This is a genomic window from Dehalobacter restrictus DSM 9455 (assembly GCF_000512895.1).
GTDB classification, from domain to species: Bacteria; Bacillota; Desulfitobacteriia; order Desulfitobacteriales; family Syntrophobotulaceae; genus Dehalobacter; species Dehalobacter restrictus.
The window spans coordinates 847,970-863,757 of the sequence record NZ_CP007033.1; the positions used below are offsets into that span (position 1 = coordinate 847,970).

Below are 15,788 nucleotides of genomic sequence, written 5' to 3' on the forward strand. Positions count from 1 at the left end.
TACGAAGAATATATCAAAATATTTAAAATATTATGTCAAAAATTGTAGACATTCGACAAATTATGCAGTATATTAGGTGTAAAAGATGGTAAGTAAACACTTACTTTCCAAGATAGGAGTTTATTACCATATGAATTTACTAATACATCGGAAAGAAAGCATCATCTTAACGACAATTGATCTGATCGATAAATACGGAATCCACCAAATTTCAACACGCGAGATTGCCAAAAAGCAGAATATCACCGAGGGAGCCATCTATAAGCATTTTAAAAGCAAAAATGAACTGATGCTCGGCGTCCTGGATTATTTCTCGCAGTATGACAGCGACCTGTTCCTTACGGCCCAGCAGAAAGAAACCACGGAAGAAGCGATTATTTTTCTTGTCGAATCATTTTCTTCGTATTACGAAAATTACCCGTCAATCACCGCAGTACTTCTATCTTTGGAAATTATGCGCTATGACGAAGCGTTAAAATCAAAAGTCGAAGACATTTATTCAACGCGATTTGTTTTTTTAAAGAAAATTATTCAGAAAGGCCAGGAGACAGGGGAAATATCTCCGAAACTATCGAGTGAGATGCTGACTGATATTATTATCGGAACCTGCGTAGCGCTTTGCGCGAGGTGGAGACTACAGCAGTATTCTTTCTCTTTACGGGGAAAATGCCTGGAGGCAGTTAACACGATCCTGGGTTCTTTCATTCAAGACAAGATTAATCCTCAAAGGAGGGAGTCCATTGATTAAAGTACTGATTGTAGATGATGCGGCATTTATGCGGCTGGCGATCAAAAATATGCTTCAGAACAACGGTTTTGAGGTCGTCGGTGAGGCTGCGAACGGGTTGGAAGGCCTGGAAAGCTATAAACAATTGCAACCTGATGTCGTTACCATGGATATTACGATGCCTGAAATGTCCGGTTTGGAAGCATTACCTGAAATCATGAAATTTGATCCGAAAGCCAAGGTCGTGATGGTTTCCGCGATGGGACAGGAAAGTATGGTAAGGCAGGCTGTTGCGCTTGGTGCGAAGTCCTTTATTATCAAACCGTTCAAAGAGGATGTCGTAGTCAAAACCTTAAATCAGGTGAATGCATTAAAATAGTCAGTTGATATGTTTGGGGGGCAGATAAAAATGGCTGGTAATTATTCCAATGAATCCATGTTAGACCTGTATATTTTCGAAACGTCCAATCTGCTTGAACAGCTAGAGCATTCCATTCTGGCCAGTGAAAAATCCAATCATATTTCCAAAGACGATGTCAATGAGATCTTCCGGATCATGCATACCATTAAGGGTTCATCTGCAATGATGCTTTTTGACAACATCGCTTCTCTTGCCCATTCAATCGAGGACTTGTTTTATTTCATCCGCGAAAACGATCCCAGGGAGGTCGACTGCTCCGCGCTTTCGGATATTGTGCTCGAAGGTGTCGATTTTCTCAAAGTCGAACTGGAAAAAGTCAAAGCCAAAGACCCCGTTGACGGAGATGCACAGCGTCTGAAAGAGACGATTGCAGATTTCCTGAACAAACTGAAATTACAAAATTCTTCAGCAGAAAAAGTATTTACATCCAGGAAAGAAACGAAGAAAAATTCAGTAGAAGATCTGAAGGACATGCCGGAAGACATAGAAGAAATAACTGAAAAAATACCTGAAGAAAAACCCAGATATTATATTGCCCCGAACATAACAGAGCCCCCGGCGGCCCTGTCTAAAAAGAACTGGTACAAGGCTGTAATTTTCTATCAGGACGGCTGTGAAATGGAAAATATCAGAGCCTACACCGTCATCCATAATTTGAAAGAAATTGTGGACAAGTACATTTTCACCCCGGAAGATATTATTGAAAATGATCTGAGTGCTCAGGTCATTAAAGAACAGGGCTTTACAGTAGTCTTAAGGACAGATAAAAGCTATGAAGAAATGCATGAATTCTTCATGCAGACGATTTTCCTCAGAGAGCTGAAGTTGGAGCAGATCGAAGATCAGGAAGACGAACCGGTGATGAATCAACATGAGAATGCTTTAACCCCACAGATTCCTGTCCTACAGACAGTTGAAAGGGAGGAAAAGGCCGAGAAGGAAGTCTCTCTTTCTTCTGCCCAGCAGAGCATCATCAGTGTCAATGTCGCCAAGCTGGACAGACTGATGGACCTGGTCGGAGAAATGGTGATTGCCGAGGCCATGGTTACCCAAAACCCTGACCTTAAAGGGCTGCAGCTAGATAATTTCTATAAGGCAGCCCGGCAGTTCGGAAAAATCACCGGGGAATTGCAGGATATGGTCATGGCGATCCGGATGGTTCCGCTGTCGACGACCTTTCACAAAATGCACAGAATCGTACGCGATATGAGTAAGAAGCTGAACAAAGAAGTGCGTTTAGAGATCATCGGTGAGGAAACGGAAGTTGACAAAAATATCATTGAACATATTTCTGATCCGCTGATGCATCTGATCCGCAACGCGATTGATCATGGGATTGAGGCGGCTGGGGAACGGGTTGCGGCAGAGAAGTCCAAAGCTGGGACAATCACCCTGGAAGCAAAAAACGCTGGAAGCGATGTTCTGATCATTGTCAGGGATGATGGTAAAGGACTGAATAAAGAAAAAATCCTGAGCAGAGCCAGACAGAATGGCCTTCTGACCAAATCGGAACAGGAGATAAGCGACCGCGAAATCTTTAATCTGATCTTTTTGCCCGGATTTTCAACCAAAGAGAACATCACGGAATTTTCCGGAAGAGGCGTCGGCATGGATGTCGTCTCCAAGAATATCCAGACGGTAGGCGGATCCGTTTCGGTAGACAGCACTGAAGGTGCAGGCACTGCCATTACGATGAAGATCCCATTAACATTGGCGATTATCGGCGGAATGAATATTAAAGTCGGAAATTCAAGGTATACCATACCGACAATATCCATCAGAGAATCATTCAGGCCGAAAGAATCCGATATTATCAGAGACCCTGACGAAAATGAAATGATTATGGTAAGGGGTGAGTGTTATCCGGTTATCAGGCTCCATACGCTGTACAAAGTCAAAACTGAAATTACGGAATTAAGCCAGGGCATATTTATCATGGTTGAAGATGAAGAAACATCTTGTTGTATATTTGCTGATGAACTGCTTGGAGAACAACAGGTCGTTGTTAAAGCACTGCCGTATTACATTCAAAATTTTAAAAAAGATAACGTGTTAGGAGGGTGTACGCTTTTAGGTGACGGAAGCATTAGTTTAATCCTTGACATCCAGAGTATAACCAGACTTGTGAAGAAATAACAAGAAAGGAGTGATTTTAATGGCAGAAATGATTGCAGAAGATTATTTGGAAGAAGATACTCAGAAAAACAAGTTTTTGACCTTTTCTCTAGGCAACGAAATCTACGGGATTGAAATTAAGTACGTGACAGAAATTATCGGTATCCAGCCGGTTACTGAAGTGCCGGAGCTGCCCAATTATGTTCGTGGAATTGTCAATTTGAGAGGGAAGATCATTCCGGTCATCGATGTGCGCCTGCGTTTCAAAAAGCCATTTATGGAATACAGTGACCGGACCTGTATCATCGTGATCGACATTCAGGAAATATCAATTGGTCTGATCGTGGACAGCGTATGCGAGGTGCTTGTCATCCCTGAAGACGAAATAGTGCCTCCTCCCAGTGTTAACGGAGGTGCCAGTAACAAATACATTAAAGGAATCGGCAAGGTCGATAACAGTATCAAGCTCATTCTTGATTGCGACAAATTATTAAAAGAAGAAGAACTGTCTAATCTGACATCTACACTTAGTGAGGGGGTAATATCATGAATTTCAACAAGCTTCAAACCAAGATTTTAGCTGGCTATATTGTCATTGTCGTCATCCTGGCAGTCATTTCTGTAGTCACTTATACCCAGGTTAATTCTATGGTCAAAGATGTTAATCAGATGACCGAAGTCGAATTTGTGAAATTCCAAATTAATGAAGACCTGGCCTTAAGCTTCACCGATGGAGCAAGTCTTGCCAGAGCCTACATGTTGTATGGAAAACAGTCCTATGTTGACGATTTCAATGCGATTTCCCAGAAGTGCACCAAACTGCAAGAGGAATTGTTAGCCATGGAGAATACGCCTGAGAACAAGGCCATGGTAGAGAGAAGCAACGCCTGGACCGCTGCAGTAAGTGGAGAGCTGTTTGCGGCAGTCAAAGGAGGCAATGCTGCACAAATCACGGCAGTTGGAGCAAAAATTGCACCGGAAACAAAAGCCCTAATCGAATTAAATACGCAAATGGCAGAGCAAAGAGCTCAAAACATTGGTGCGGCAAAGGATCGTATTGCATCCAAAGAAACCAGAACTATAATTATACTGGCCGTCTCCACCTTGACCGCAATCGTTCTGTCGATCATCCTCGGATTTTTTATGGCTCGCTCGATCACAAACCCTGTCCGCAAACTGGTAGGAGTTTCCGATAAAATTGCTGACGGCGATTTGAATGTCGATATCGATGTCCACGGCAAAGATGAGATCGGAGCGCTTGCCAAATCGTTCTCGACCATGACGCTGACCCTGAATGAAGTGATCAGTAATATCAACAGTGCTTCCGAGCAGGTCGCTTCAGGCTCGAAGCAACTGTCCGATTCCAGTATGGCCCTTTCCCAGGGCGCAACCGAGCAGGCTAGTTCGATTGAAGAGCTGACGGCCTCTCTGGAAGAAATCAGTTCCCAGACCAAACTCAATGCCCAAAATGCCAATGAAGCAAACCAGCTGGCGGAAGAAGCCAAGAAGAATGCGGCCCAGGGCAACAGCCAGATGAAGGAAATGCTTAGCGCAATGGATGAAATCAATAATTCTTCCAATAATATCTCCAAAATTATCAAAGTCATCGACGATATTGCCTTCCAGACCAATATCTTGGCCCTGAATGCTGCTGTTGAAGCTGCAAGGGCAGGACAGCACGGCAAAGGGTTCGCCGTTGTGGCAGAAGAAGTCAGAAACCTCGCAGCTCGCTCAGCCAACGCTGCTAAGGAAACAACGGATATGATCGAGGGTTCGATCAAGAATGTTGATAACGGTACCCGGATAGCAAGCGACACGGCAAAAGAATTAAACAACATTGTCGAAGGAATTTCGAAGGTAGCCAACCTGGTGAACAACATTGCAGTGGCTTCCAATGAACAGGCCATTGGCATCAACCAAATCAACCAGGGTATTGCTCAGGTCGCGGAAGTCGTTCAGACCAACTCGGCAACTGCTGAAGAGAGTGCCGCTGCAAGTGAGGAACTGGCGAGCCAGTCCGAGCTGCTGAATGTTCAGGTTGCCAAATTCAAACTGCGGAAAAACGGCCAGTACGCTTCCTTAAAAGGAATCGAAAACATGAGCCCGGATATTCTGAAAATGCTCGAGAATATGAACAGTAGTAGTCCGACTCTTGCACCAAAGGAAAAGCCAAAAAAGAAAATTGTCCTGAGTGACGACGAATTCGGCAAGTACTAAGTGAAATGCAAGAGAAGAGAGGGCCTGATTCGAGGCCCTCTCTTCAGAATAACAGAAATTAGAAGTTTCTATAAAAAACGCCTGGAGAAGATGGTGGTCTGTTATGATAACAATAACGGAAAAAGAATTTGTGAAGTTTGCAGCGTATATCGAAGCTAATTATGGGATTCATCTAAAAAAAGAAAAGCAATCGCTGATTAACGGCAGACTGCAGGGTGTCCTTATCGAGAACGGCTTTAAAAGTTTCTCGGAATATTACGATTTCATTACTTCACATAACGGCGGGGAGGCCATGACCACCTTTATTAATAAGATTACCACCAACCATACGTTTTTTATGCGGGAAGCGGAGCATTTTACTTTCTTAAAAGAGAACGTTCTGCCTGTGCTGGCGGCCCATTGCCGGGATAAGGATCTACGGATATGGAGCGCGGCGTGCTCCAGTGGTGAAGAACCGTATACCCTCGCGATGATCATTGATGAGTTTTTTGGCAGAGAAAAAGTCTGGTGGGATACGAAGATTCTTGCAACGGACATTTCCGATAAAGCCTTAACGATTGCCAGAAATGGCGAATACGCCAATGATAAGGTTGCGGCGCTGCCAGCGCTGTGGAGAACAAATTATTTTAAAAAGCTCGACAGGGAAAGTTCGATCGTTGTAGAAAAAATTAAGAATGAAGTGATCTTCCGCAACTTTAATCTGATGGAAAAGGTATTTCCTTTTAAAAAGAAGTTCCATGTGATCTTTTGCCGAAATGTGATGATTTACTTTGACGGGCCAACCAAAGAACAGCTTGTTCAGAAATTTTATGACATGACTGAGTATGGCGGCTACCTGTTCATCGGTCATTCGGAATCACTCAACAAAGATACAACCCAATATAAATATGTCATGCCAGCCGTATACAGAAAAGAATAATATTTAGAAGTAGGTTGATATCATGGCCAAAAAAAAGATTAGGGTTTTAATTGTAGATGATTCCATCGTTTTCCGGGAGATTCTGGCCAGAGGAATCGCCAGTGACCCGGAGATCGAAGTTGTGGGTATGGCCGCAGACCCGTTTGAAGCCAGGGATAAAATCCTGGAAGTTGAACCGGACGTCATGACCTGTGATGTCCAGATGCCCAAAATGAACGGGATTGAATTTATCTGCAAGCTGCTGCCGCAATATCCGATTCCGGTGATTGTGATCAGTACGGTGAGCGATGCTGTTTTTGATGCGATGAATGCCGGGGCTGTCGAATTTGTCGGCAAGCCGGATATGAAGGCTGCGCAGAGAGTGGAAACCTTTTTAAATGAGTTGAAGATTAAGATCAAGGTAGCCTCCGTCGCCCGGATTATCCCGTCGATGAAGGATACGACTGAAAAAGTTGAAAGCCAGCATGCCGAGAATTCGGAAAAAATCATCGCGATCGGCGCTTCCACCGGCGGAACGGAAGCCGTCTGCAATATCATGAAGCGACTGCCTGCGAATATGCCCGGGATCGTTATCGTCCAGCATATCCCTCCTGTTTTTTCCCGGATGTTTGCCGAGCGGCTGAATAATCAGACCAAACTGAAGGTCCAGGAAGCTCGGACCGGGGATTACCTGGAACAGGGAATGGCCTTAGTTGCGCCTGGAGACCAGCATGTCAGAATCAAAAAGATAGCCAATCGATACAGGATTGAGTGCTTCGCAGGAGAAAAGGTCAACGGTCATTGTCCTTCCGTTGATGTCTTATTTGAATCCGTGGCCAAGGAAGCAGGCAAAAATGCGCTGGGTGTCATTTTGACCGGTATGGGATATGACGGGGCCAAGGGACTCCTGCAGATGAGAAGAAAAGGGGCCAGAACGATCGGTCAGGATCAGGATTCCTGTGTGGTCTACGGCATGCCGAAAGTTGCTCATGATATTGGGGCCGTTGAAAGACAAACTTCTTTAATGAACATCCCTCAGTTAATTTGTACGATGCTGAAGTAAGGAATGAAGGCCAATGAATAAAAGCAAAAAAAGCTACAATGTCACAACAAATGAAATGGCGTTGGCTTTGGCGTGCATCGGAGATGGTGTCGTGTATACGGATCATCTGGGAACCATTTTATACATCAATGATTCCACTGCCAGGCTTTCGGGCTGGTTGCCAGAAGAGGCTCAGGGTAAAATATTTGAAGAAGTCTTTCCAGTTATCAATAAAGAAACCGAAGAAATAATGGATTCTCCGATAGAGCTGACCATTAAAAAAAAGAAAGCTCTGGGCTTAAAAAACCATTCGGCACTGATCAAAAAAGATGGCCAAATCATCTGCATTTCGGCCAGCAGTTCCCCAGTGATCGAACAAGACGGCCAAGTCAGAGGGGTCATCTTTGTCTTCAGGGACATCACCAGAATCAAAGAAATTGAAAACGACTATAAAAATGAAGCAGAAAATTTTAGGACAATCTTTTATTCGTCTCCAGTTAATATGGTTATTATCGATGAGCTGGCGCACATTAGCTGCGTAAACAACGCAGCACTCGAACTGATGCATGTGGAAAAACAAGATGTGCTTGGTAAAACATTTGGCGAAGCTTTCAAATGTGCAGCCAGCTTTGAACATCCCAGGGGTTGCGGCTACGCAGCGAAATGTAAGCAGTGTGAGATTACACATGCCGGCTTGCGGGCGCTTAAAAACAATGAATCTATCGAGGGGTTGGAGTTCTCCCAATCATTTATCCTTAACGGCAAGACAAAACAATTATGGTTTCATGTCAGCATCTCCCCGCTGATGGTAGACGGCAAAAAAAATATCGTTATTGCGTTAAATGACATCACCGAAGAAAAGATACTTGAAGAGTCACTGGTTAAGTCCCGCGATTTCCAGCTGAAGCTGCTGGATTATTTCCCGGTTTCTATCTGGCGTTCCACAGAAAAAGAAATAACTTACCTGAATAAAAATCTGCTGGATTTTTTGGGTATGAACTTTGAAGAGTGCATGAATATTCACTGGTTATCAGTCATACATCCCGAAGACAAATCCGCTTATAAAGAAATACTAAAAAATGCAGAAGCGAACCATACATCTTTTGAATATGAGCATCGCTTAAGATATCATGACGGGGAGTATCGATGGTGTCTCAGTTCAGGCGGCCCATATTATGATCTTGAAGGAGAGTATGCCGGCCTAATCGGCATTATACTGGATATCACCGACAGAAAGATTGCTGAAGACGCTTTAAAGCGCTATCAACTGTTGTCGGAAAATGCCAGGGATATGATTATGTTCGTCTCACAGGATGGGAAAATTCTCGAAGCCAACAAAGCAGCTTTGAAAGCTTACGGCTATGATCATCTTGAAATTGTGCAAAAAACAGTTTTTGATTTTGCAGAAGATGTGACGTTTGCCGGAGAACAACTGAAGATTGCCGTGGAAAAAGGATTCTTTATTGAAACAAACACGAAACGGAAAGATGGAAGTATAGTTCCTGTTGAAGTGAGTGCACAGACCACGATGATTAATGGCCACCAGGTGTTGTTGTGCGTGCTTAGAGAAATAACCGAACGTAAAAAAATTGAAAAACAGCTGCTGGACAGTGAAACCCGGTATCGAAATTTATATAACAATGTCACGGATGCAATCTACATCGTTGAAATTATCGAGAATGATGACCGGATTGGGAAAATAATTGAAGTCAATGATATTACCTGTCAAAGACTCGGCTATACGAGAGAGGAACTCTTTCAGCTATATCTGCCGGATATCGTTAAATACGATACGAAAGATCAAATTGAACAATTGGAAAAGCTGATACAGCAGGGATTCGATACAGCCGAACATGTGCATGTCACTAAAGACGGAAGGGAGATCCCGGTTGAAGTCAGTATGCATCTGATAAATATTAACGGCAAAACGTGCATATATTGCCTGGCACGGGATATATCCGAGCGGAGAGCTTCGGAGCGGGCACTAATCGAGAGTGAAGAAAAATTCCGAAGCGTTTTTGAAAATGCCAAAGATGCCATTTTCCTGGAGCAGGTTAATGAAAAAGGTGAAGTCACGATTGTCGAAGTAAATGAAGTCGCTTGCAAAGGACTCGAATATACGCGGGATGAGCTGATCGGACATTCGCCAAAGATGATCTCCAGAATAGGCAAAGCGGAAGTGGATATATTGATGACTCAAGTTCGAAACTATCAAACCTATGTGTTTGAAGATATCCACATTTCCAAAAATGGCAGAGAGATTCCCGTTGAGATCAATATACGGCAATTTAAACTTAATCATATAGACTATCTCATTCTCATTGCACGGGATATTACGGAGAGAAAAAAGAATGAGGAGAGATTCATCAAGGCCAAAGAAGAAGCTGAAGCCGCGAATCGGGCCAAAAGTGAATTCCTCGCCAATATGAGTCATGAGATCCGGACACCGGTGAACGGCATCAACGGTATGATTGATTTAACGCTGGCCACTGACTTGAATCCTGAACAGCGGGATAACCTCGAAACCGCCAAAATCTGTGCCAATTCCCTGCTGGCGTTGATCAGTGATATCCTTGATTTTTCCAAGATTGAGGCCAGGAAACTCGTTGTTGAGAACATCAATTTTGACATGCATGATCTGGTTGAGAAGAATTCGAAGGTGCATACGCTGCGGGCCAGTAAAAAGAGGCTTCAATTAACGTATGATCTCGATCCCAGCATCCCGAAGTATCTGATCGGTGATCCGAACAGACTTAGGCAGGTCCTGAATAACCTGGTTGATAACGCAATAAAATTCACGGACACCGGTAAAATATCTGTCACTTTAAACAACGTTCTGAAGACAGATCAGGACATTGAACTGAAATTTGCTGTCCAGGATACCGGAATTGGTATTTCCGAAGAAGATCAGACCTTCCTGTTCAAAACATTTACCCAAGTCGACAGCTCTATTACCCGAAAATATGGCGGAACAGGCCTGGGGTTGGCAATTTCCAAGCAGCTAGTCGAGCTGATGGGTGGAACCATGGGGGTCAGCAGTCAAAAAGGAAGAGGAAGCACATTCTATTTTCCGATCAAATTTAAAATAGGAAAACTAAGCGAAACAGTGCCGTTCCTTAGACCTGACATCAGCCCAATGATCCGGCCCTTGCATATTCTTCTTGCTGAGGATGATAAGGTAAGTCAAGTCTTTCTTCGCCGCATGCTGAAGGAAAGAGGCCATCAGGTCGATACTGCAGACAATGGTTTGGAGGTCCTGGATCTTTTTAAGAAAAAAAAATATGACTTGATCCTGATGGATATCCAGATGCCCGTGATGGACGGGATAGAAGCAACGAAAAATATCAGGGAATCTGAAGGCGGCCGGACCCATACACCGATCATTGCAGTATCTGCCTATGCGTTGCAGGGTGACGAACAAAGGTTTCTGGCGATGGGAATGGATAGTTATCTGGCAAAACCGATTGACATCAACGATCTAATGAAAAAAATTGGTTCGGTGGGTCAAAACCGGCAAGAATTTCCGGATAAGGTTGAGCTCGGGGATCACGGCGAAATTATTTTTACAAGTAAATCTGAGAATAAAGACACTGAACATTATACTTCCGTAATGCAGGAAATCGAGCATTGCATCAAAGAACTCGACGATCATTTCGAAAGCATGCAATATGAAGCGATAGAATCGATTGCCAACCGGCTGAAAAACCTGTGCAATCAGATTGAAGCAGATGAATTGAAATTCTGTGCTTTTAAAATCGAACTGGCGAGAAGAAAAAATAATATTGGGGATGAGATTGAGTATTTCAGCTTATTTAAAGAAGCGTATTATGTTTTTAAAAAGTCATTTCAAAAAGTCACTTAGCAATGAAGGAAAAGTACGAAGTAACAAAGTAATTAGGAGGGAACGGGATGTTGAAGATACTCATAGCTGAAGACGATTTAGCCAGCAGAAAATATTTGTACAAATTATTATCAGAATATGGTGAGTGCGATCTGGTGGTTGATGGACTGGAAGCGATCGATGCCTATTTGATGTCGCTCAAGGAAGAGAGCCCTTATGAGCTGATCTGTCTCGATGTCATGATGCCGAAGGTCGATGGAGTCAGGGCGTTAAAGGCTATTCGGGATCTGGAAATACAAAAAGGGATTCCGTGTGAAAAACAAGCCAAGATCATTATGACGACCGTTCTGGCTGAATCGGATTATGTGCAAAAGGCCTTTGAATATGGGTGTGACGCGTATGCATCCAAACCCATCGATTCCGTCAAATTTCTGGAGGTCATGGAAAAGCTCGGAGTGGTGAAGAATACGAAATAGGTGCTTGATGAGCTAGTCTTCCTTGGTGATCTTAATCTCAATATCTCTGGGCAAAGCAAGGCCGCAGGCTGCTTCCGCACCTTTGATAATTGCGGTAGGAACTGGGCAGGCGGCATGCTTGCAGTATTGGCGCGCGATTTGAAAGACAGAGGTATCACCGATTTTGCCGAAGCATTCTTCATAACCATTGACTGTTTTCAGTTCTTCGCTTAAAGGTTTCAGGCTGGGGCATTCCGTAATAATCTTGATATTCGCATTCCTGCGCTCAGCGTTGACTTCAATATTGGTCATAAAGCCGCAGGCGCCGCCGTTAACAGATACCTTGATCATGGCTTCACATCCTTATATATTAGAATTATTATTAATGGCACCGCGACAGTAGGACGGTTATGAGCGGAAATCGTTGGCATATCTAACGCTGAGGATTTCTTGTTATACACTTGCTTCACTTCTGAAATTATACGGAGAGTAATTTGGTGTTATTGGAACTTCAATATTTGACAGGGAACCTGTATTACCTTTTAATCTCAGCGTGATATTCCTGCAGGGACTTTAAGGTAATTCCAGATGCACCATTCGCGTCATAGGCGGCAATGCCTTTGGCGCTTGCCGCTGCAGCGGTCATCGTAGTGATATACGGAACCTTATACTTAATTGCCGCTTTGCGGATATAGGCATCTGCATGTTTGCTGCGTTTGCCGGACGGCGAATTGATCACCAGATGGATTTCCTTGTTGGTGATACTATCCACGATGTTCGGACGGCCTTCATACAGCTTCTTGATTTTTTCGGCTTCGATTCCGTTCTCCAGCAGGAATTTGTGGGTCCCTTCCGTAGCCATGATCTTAAAGCCGGTCTGAGCAAAGCTCCTGGCCACCTCGAGTGCGGCAGGCTTATCGTCGTCATTAACGCTGATCAGCACAGTACCTGATTCCGGCAGCGGGGACTTGGTTGCTTCCTGTGCTTTGTAGTAGGCCAGACCAAACGAATCGGCCAGGCCGAGCACTTCGCCGGTCGAACGCATTTCCGGTCCGAGCACAGGGTCAACTTCGGTAAACATATTAAACGGGAAGACTGCTTCCTTGACTCCAAAATAAGGTACTGTTTTGGAAGTAAAGTTTTTGACGGATGTTTCCTTACCATCATTGACAGCCATCATAATTTCGGTCGCAATACGGGCCATGGAAATATTACAGACTTTGGATACGAGTGGTACGGTCCTTGAAGCTCTTGGATTTGCTTCCAAGACATAAACCTTGTCGTCGGCAATTGCATATTGCATGTTCATCAGCCCGATAACGTTCATCTCTTGGGCAATTTTTTTCGTGTATTCCACAATCGTCGCTAGGTGTTTTTCAGGGATGTTGATCGGCGGGATGACGCAGGCAGAGTCTCCGGAGTGGATACCGGCCAGTTCGATATGTTCCATGACGGTCGGCACAAAAGCATCCTTGCCGTCCGCGATCGCGTCGGCTTCCGCTTCGATCGCATTGCTCAGGAAACGGTCGATTAGAATCGGCCGGTCGGGCGTCACGCCTACCGCAGCTGCCATGTAACGGCTTAGCATCTCTGCGTCGTGAACAACTTCCATGCCGCGTCCACCCAAAACAAACGAAGGACGGACCATCAGAGGATAACCAATCCGGTCAGCGATAACAAGCGCTTCTTCCAGGTTGACGGCCATTCCGGATTCCGGCATTGGAATATCGAGCTTTTCCATCATCTTACGGAACAAATCACGGTCTTCAGCCAGCGCAATGGTTTCGGGAGTTGTGCCAAGAATTTTGACACCGGCTTTTTTGAGCTCATCTGCAATGTTCAGTGGTGTCTGGCCGCCAAACTGCACGATTACGCCGAGCGGTTTTTCTTTTTCGTAGATGCTCAGAACATCTTCGACGGTAAGCGGTTCAAAATAAAGCTTATCGGAGGTATCGTAGTCCGTGGAGACCGTTTCGGGATTGCAGTTCACGATGACGGTCTCGTAGCCAAGATCACGCAGCGCAAAGGCGGTATGCACGCAGCAGTAGTCGAACTCTATGCCCTGACCGATCCGGTTCGGTCCGCCGCCGAGGATCATTACTTTTGGCTGGTTGCTGCTTGTGGTCTTGTCGGGAGCATTATAGGTAGAGAAATAATAGTAGGCATCTTCAACGCCGCTTACCGGAACAGCTTCCCATCCTTCCACTACCCCTAGGGCAGCTCGCTGTTTGCGAATCTCCGCTTCACTTAAGTTTAAGAGCATTGCAAGGTAACGGTCTGCAAAGCCGTCTTTTTTGGCCTGGGTCAGCAGTTCATCCGGCAGATTTTTGCCGCTGTATTTTAAGATTTCTTCTTCCAGTAGCACAAGTTCTTTCATCTGCTGCAGGAAGTAAGGTTTGATATAGGTCAAAGCGTACAGATCATTGATATCCGCGCCTTTGCGCAGCGCTTCGTAAAGGATAAACTGACGCTCGCTGGTCGGTTCAGCTAGCATGGCCATTAGTTCTTCCAGAGACCGCTGGTGGAAATCTTTCGCAAAGCCCAGGCCGTAACGGTTGGTCTCGAGAGAGCGAATGGACTTTTGCACCGCTTCTTTGTAGCTTTTCCCGATACTCATGACTTCGCCGACGGCGCGCATCTGGGTACCAAGCTTGTCCACCGAACCGGGAAATTTTTCGAAGGCCCAGCGTGCAAACTTGATAACAACGTAGTCGCCTGAAGGTGTGTATTTGTCCAGAGAGCCGTCTCTCCAGTAAGGGATTTCGTCCAGGGTCAGCCCTGCCGCCAGCATGGAAGAGATCAGCGCAATCGGCAGACCTGTTGCCTTGGAGGCCAGCGCTGAGGATCGGGAAGTTCGCGGGTTGATCTCAATGATGACAACCCGACCGGTCTTCGGATCATGCGCAAACTGCACATTGGTGCCGCCAATGACTTCAATGGCTTCGACGACAGAATAAGAATATTTTTGCAGGCGCTCCTGAAGCTCAGGACTGATCGTCAGCATTGGGGCCGAACAAAAAGAATCGCCGGTGTGGACACCGATCGCATCGATATTTTCAATAAAACATACGGTGATCATCTGGTTTTTGGCATCACGGATGACTTCGAGCTCGAGTTCTTCCCAGCCAAGTACGGATTCTTCCACCAAAATCTGACCGACCAGGCTTGCGGCAATACCGCGGCTCGCAATTACGTTCAGTTCTTCAGCATTGTAAACCAGACCGCCGCCGGTTCCACCCATGGTGTAGGCCGGGCGGATAACCACCGGATACCCGAGTTCCTGGGCAATCGCTTCTGCCTCTTCTACACTGTAGGCCGCTTTGCTGAGGGGCATTTCAATGCCGAGCCTGTTCATGGTTTCTTTGAAAGCAATTCGGTCTTCACCACGTTCAATCGCGTCCAGCTGAACACCGATGACCTTAATGTTATACTTCGTAAGGACGCCTGCCTGGTGCAGCTCGGAGGAAAGGTTCAAGGCCGACTGACCGCCCAAATTTGGCAGCAGGGCATCGGGACGTTCTTTGGCAATGATTTTCGTCAGACTTTCAAGGTTTAATGGTTCGATATAGGTGACATCAGCAATTCCGGGATCTGTCATGATGGTGGCAGGATTGGAATTGACCAGTACAATCTTGTAGCCCAGTTTGCGAAGCGCTTTACAGGCCTGGGTTCCCGAATAGTCAAACTCGCAGGCTTGTCCGATTACGATGGGACCTGACCCAATAATCAGGATCTTATTAATATCGGTTCTTTTTGGCATGTTGTATTTCCTTTCTTTATAAAAAATAAAGTTGAAATAGTGTATTTTGATGTAAAAGCCTCACAGCCATTTTATCAGAAAAAACAAGACAAGATGATGCCTTTCATAAAGAATTATGTATTCTATATACATAATAATCAAATACCGTTAATGTCCAAAAGTATTGCTATAAAAGTATTTGCATAAAAGTATTTGTTATAAGAGTATATGCTTGCAGAAATCATCGTTCTGAATTAATATATCACTAGCAGCTGTCAATCACCATGATCTGGCAACCGGCTAAACCTTAACGCAATATGCTTGACGCAGTAA

At 44.8% G+C, this 15,788-nt stretch carries 11 protein-coding genes; 9 read left to right on the forward strand and 2 right to left on the reverse strand.

Annotated elements, in window-relative coordinates:
* Nucleotides 1-130: 130 nt before the first annotated feature.
* From DEHRE_RS04090 to DEHRE_RS04130, 9 genes are all read left to right on the forward strand, one after another.
* Nucleotides 131-748 carry a TetR/AcrR family transcriptional regulator gene (locus DEHRE_RS04090; RefSeq protein ID WP_025205327.1) on the forward strand — a complete coding sequence of 206 codons (618 nt, stop codon included), beginning with the start codon at nt 131-133 and terminating at the stop codon, nt 746-748.
* Nucleotides 741-1,106, forward strand: a complete 366-nt coding sequence (locus tag DEHRE_RS04095) for a response regulator (protein ID WP_025205328.1) — start codon at nt 741-743, stop codon at nt 1,104-1,106. Before DEHRE_RS04090 ends, DEHRE_RS04095 begins: the two co-directional genes overlap by 8 nt.
* A gap of 30 nt (nt 1,107-1,136) precedes the next feature.
* Complete coding sequence (locus tag DEHRE_RS04100; protein WP_025205329.1) at nt 1,137-3,284, forward strand: chemotaxis protein CheA; 2,148 nt, start codon at nt 1,137-1,139, stop codon at nt 3,282-3,284.
* Between the two features lie 19 nt (nt 3,285-3,303).
* Nucleotides 3,304-3,813, forward strand: a complete 510-nt coding sequence (locus tag DEHRE_RS04105; protein WP_015044367.1) for a chemotaxis protein CheW — start codon at nt 3,304-3,306, stop codon at nt 3,811-3,813.
* Nucleotides 3,810-5,480 carry a methyl-accepting chemotaxis protein gene (locus DEHRE_RS04110; RefSeq protein WP_025205330.1) on the forward strand — a complete coding sequence of 557 codons (1,671 nt, stop codon included), beginning with the start codon at nt 3,810-3,812 and terminating at the stop codon, nt 5,478-5,480. Before DEHRE_RS04105 ends, DEHRE_RS04110 begins: the two co-directional genes overlap by 4 nt.
* A gap of 103 nt (nt 5,481-5,583) precedes the next feature.
* On the forward strand, nt 5,584-6,399 hold the full coding sequence (locus DEHRE_RS04115) for a CheR family methyltransferase (RefSeq protein ID WP_025205331.1): 816 nt from the start codon (nt 5,584-5,586) through the stop codon (nt 6,397-6,399).
* 22 nt (nt 6,400-6,421) lie between these two features.
* Nucleotides 6,422-7,441, forward strand: a complete 1,020-nt coding sequence (locus tag DEHRE_RS04120; RefSeq protein WP_025205332.1) for a protein-glutamate methylesterase/protein-glutamine glutaminase — start codon at nt 6,422-6,424, stop codon at nt 7,439-7,441.
* 13 nt (nt 7,442-7,454) lie between these two features.
* Nucleotides 7,455-11,282: a PAS domain-containing hybrid sensor histidine kinase/response regulator gene (locus DEHRE_RS04125; protein ID WP_025205333.1), complete on the forward strand. Its 3,828-nt coding sequence runs from the start codon at nt 7,455-7,457 to the stop codon at nt 11,280-11,282.
* Nucleotides 11,283-11,329: 47 nt separating this feature from the next.
* Nucleotides 11,330-11,737 (forward strand): response regulator, encoded by a 408-nt coding sequence (locus DEHRE_RS04130; RefSeq protein ID WP_038603138.1) that lies wholly within the window; start codon nt 11,330-11,332, stop codon nt 11,735-11,737.
* A gap of 12 nt (nt 11,738-11,749) precedes the next feature.
* Here DEHRE_RS04130 and DEHRE_RS04135 read toward each other — a convergent pair whose 3' ends face one another.
* Entirely contained in the window at nt 11,750-12,067 is a 318-nt protein-coding gene (locus DEHRE_RS04135; protein WP_025205335.1) for a DUF6951 family protein, read from the reverse strand.
* A 184-nt stretch (nt 12,068-12,251) separates the two neighbouring features.
* Entirely contained in the window at nt 12,252-15,476 is a 3,225-nt protein-coding gene (gene carB / locus DEHRE_RS04140; protein WP_025205336.1) for a carbamoyl-phosphate synthase large subunit, read from the reverse strand.
* Between the last annotated feature and the right edge of the window lie 312 nt (nt 15,477-15,788).

Bases quoted from the DNA above. Each gene is read 5' to 3' on its own strand.
- DEHRE_RS04090 (WP_025205327.1), top strand. From the start codon at position 131: ATGAATTTACTAATACATCGGAAAGAAAGCATCATCTTAACGACAATT.
- DEHRE_RS04100 (WP_025205329.1), top strand. From the start codon at position 1,137: ATGGCTGGTAATTATTCCAATGAATCCATGTTAGACCTGTATATTTTC.
- DEHRE_RS04105 (WP_015044367.1), top strand. From the start codon at position 3,304: ATGGCAGAAATGATTGCAGAAGATTATTTGGAAGAAGATACTCAGAAA.
- DEHRE_RS04110 (WP_025205330.1), top strand. From the start codon at position 3,810: ATGAATTTCAACAAGCTTCAAACCAAGATTTTAGCTGGCTATATTGTC.
- DEHRE_RS04115 (WP_025205331.1), top strand. From the start codon at position 5,584: ATGATAACAATAACGGAAAAAGAATTTGTGAAGTTTGCAGCGTATATC.
- DEHRE_RS04120 (WP_025205332.1), top strand. From the start codon at position 6,422: ATGGCCAAAAAAAAGATTAGGGTTTTAATTGTAGATGATTCCATCGTT.
- DEHRE_RS04125 (WP_025205333.1), top strand. From the start codon at position 7,455: ATGAATAAAAGCAAAAAAAGCTACAATGTCACAACAAATGAAATGGCG.
- DEHRE_RS04130 (WP_038603138.1), top strand. From the start codon at position 11,330: ATGTTGAAGATACTCATAGCTGAAGACGATTTAGCCAGCAGAAAATAT.
- DEHRE_RS04135 (WP_025205335.1), bottom strand. From the start codon at position 12,067: ATGATCAAGGTATCTGTTAACGGCGGCGCCTGCGGCTTTATGACCAAT.
- carB (WP_025205336.1), bottom strand. From the start codon at position 15,476: ATGCCAAAAAGAACCGATATTAATAAGATCCTGATTATTGGGTCAGGT.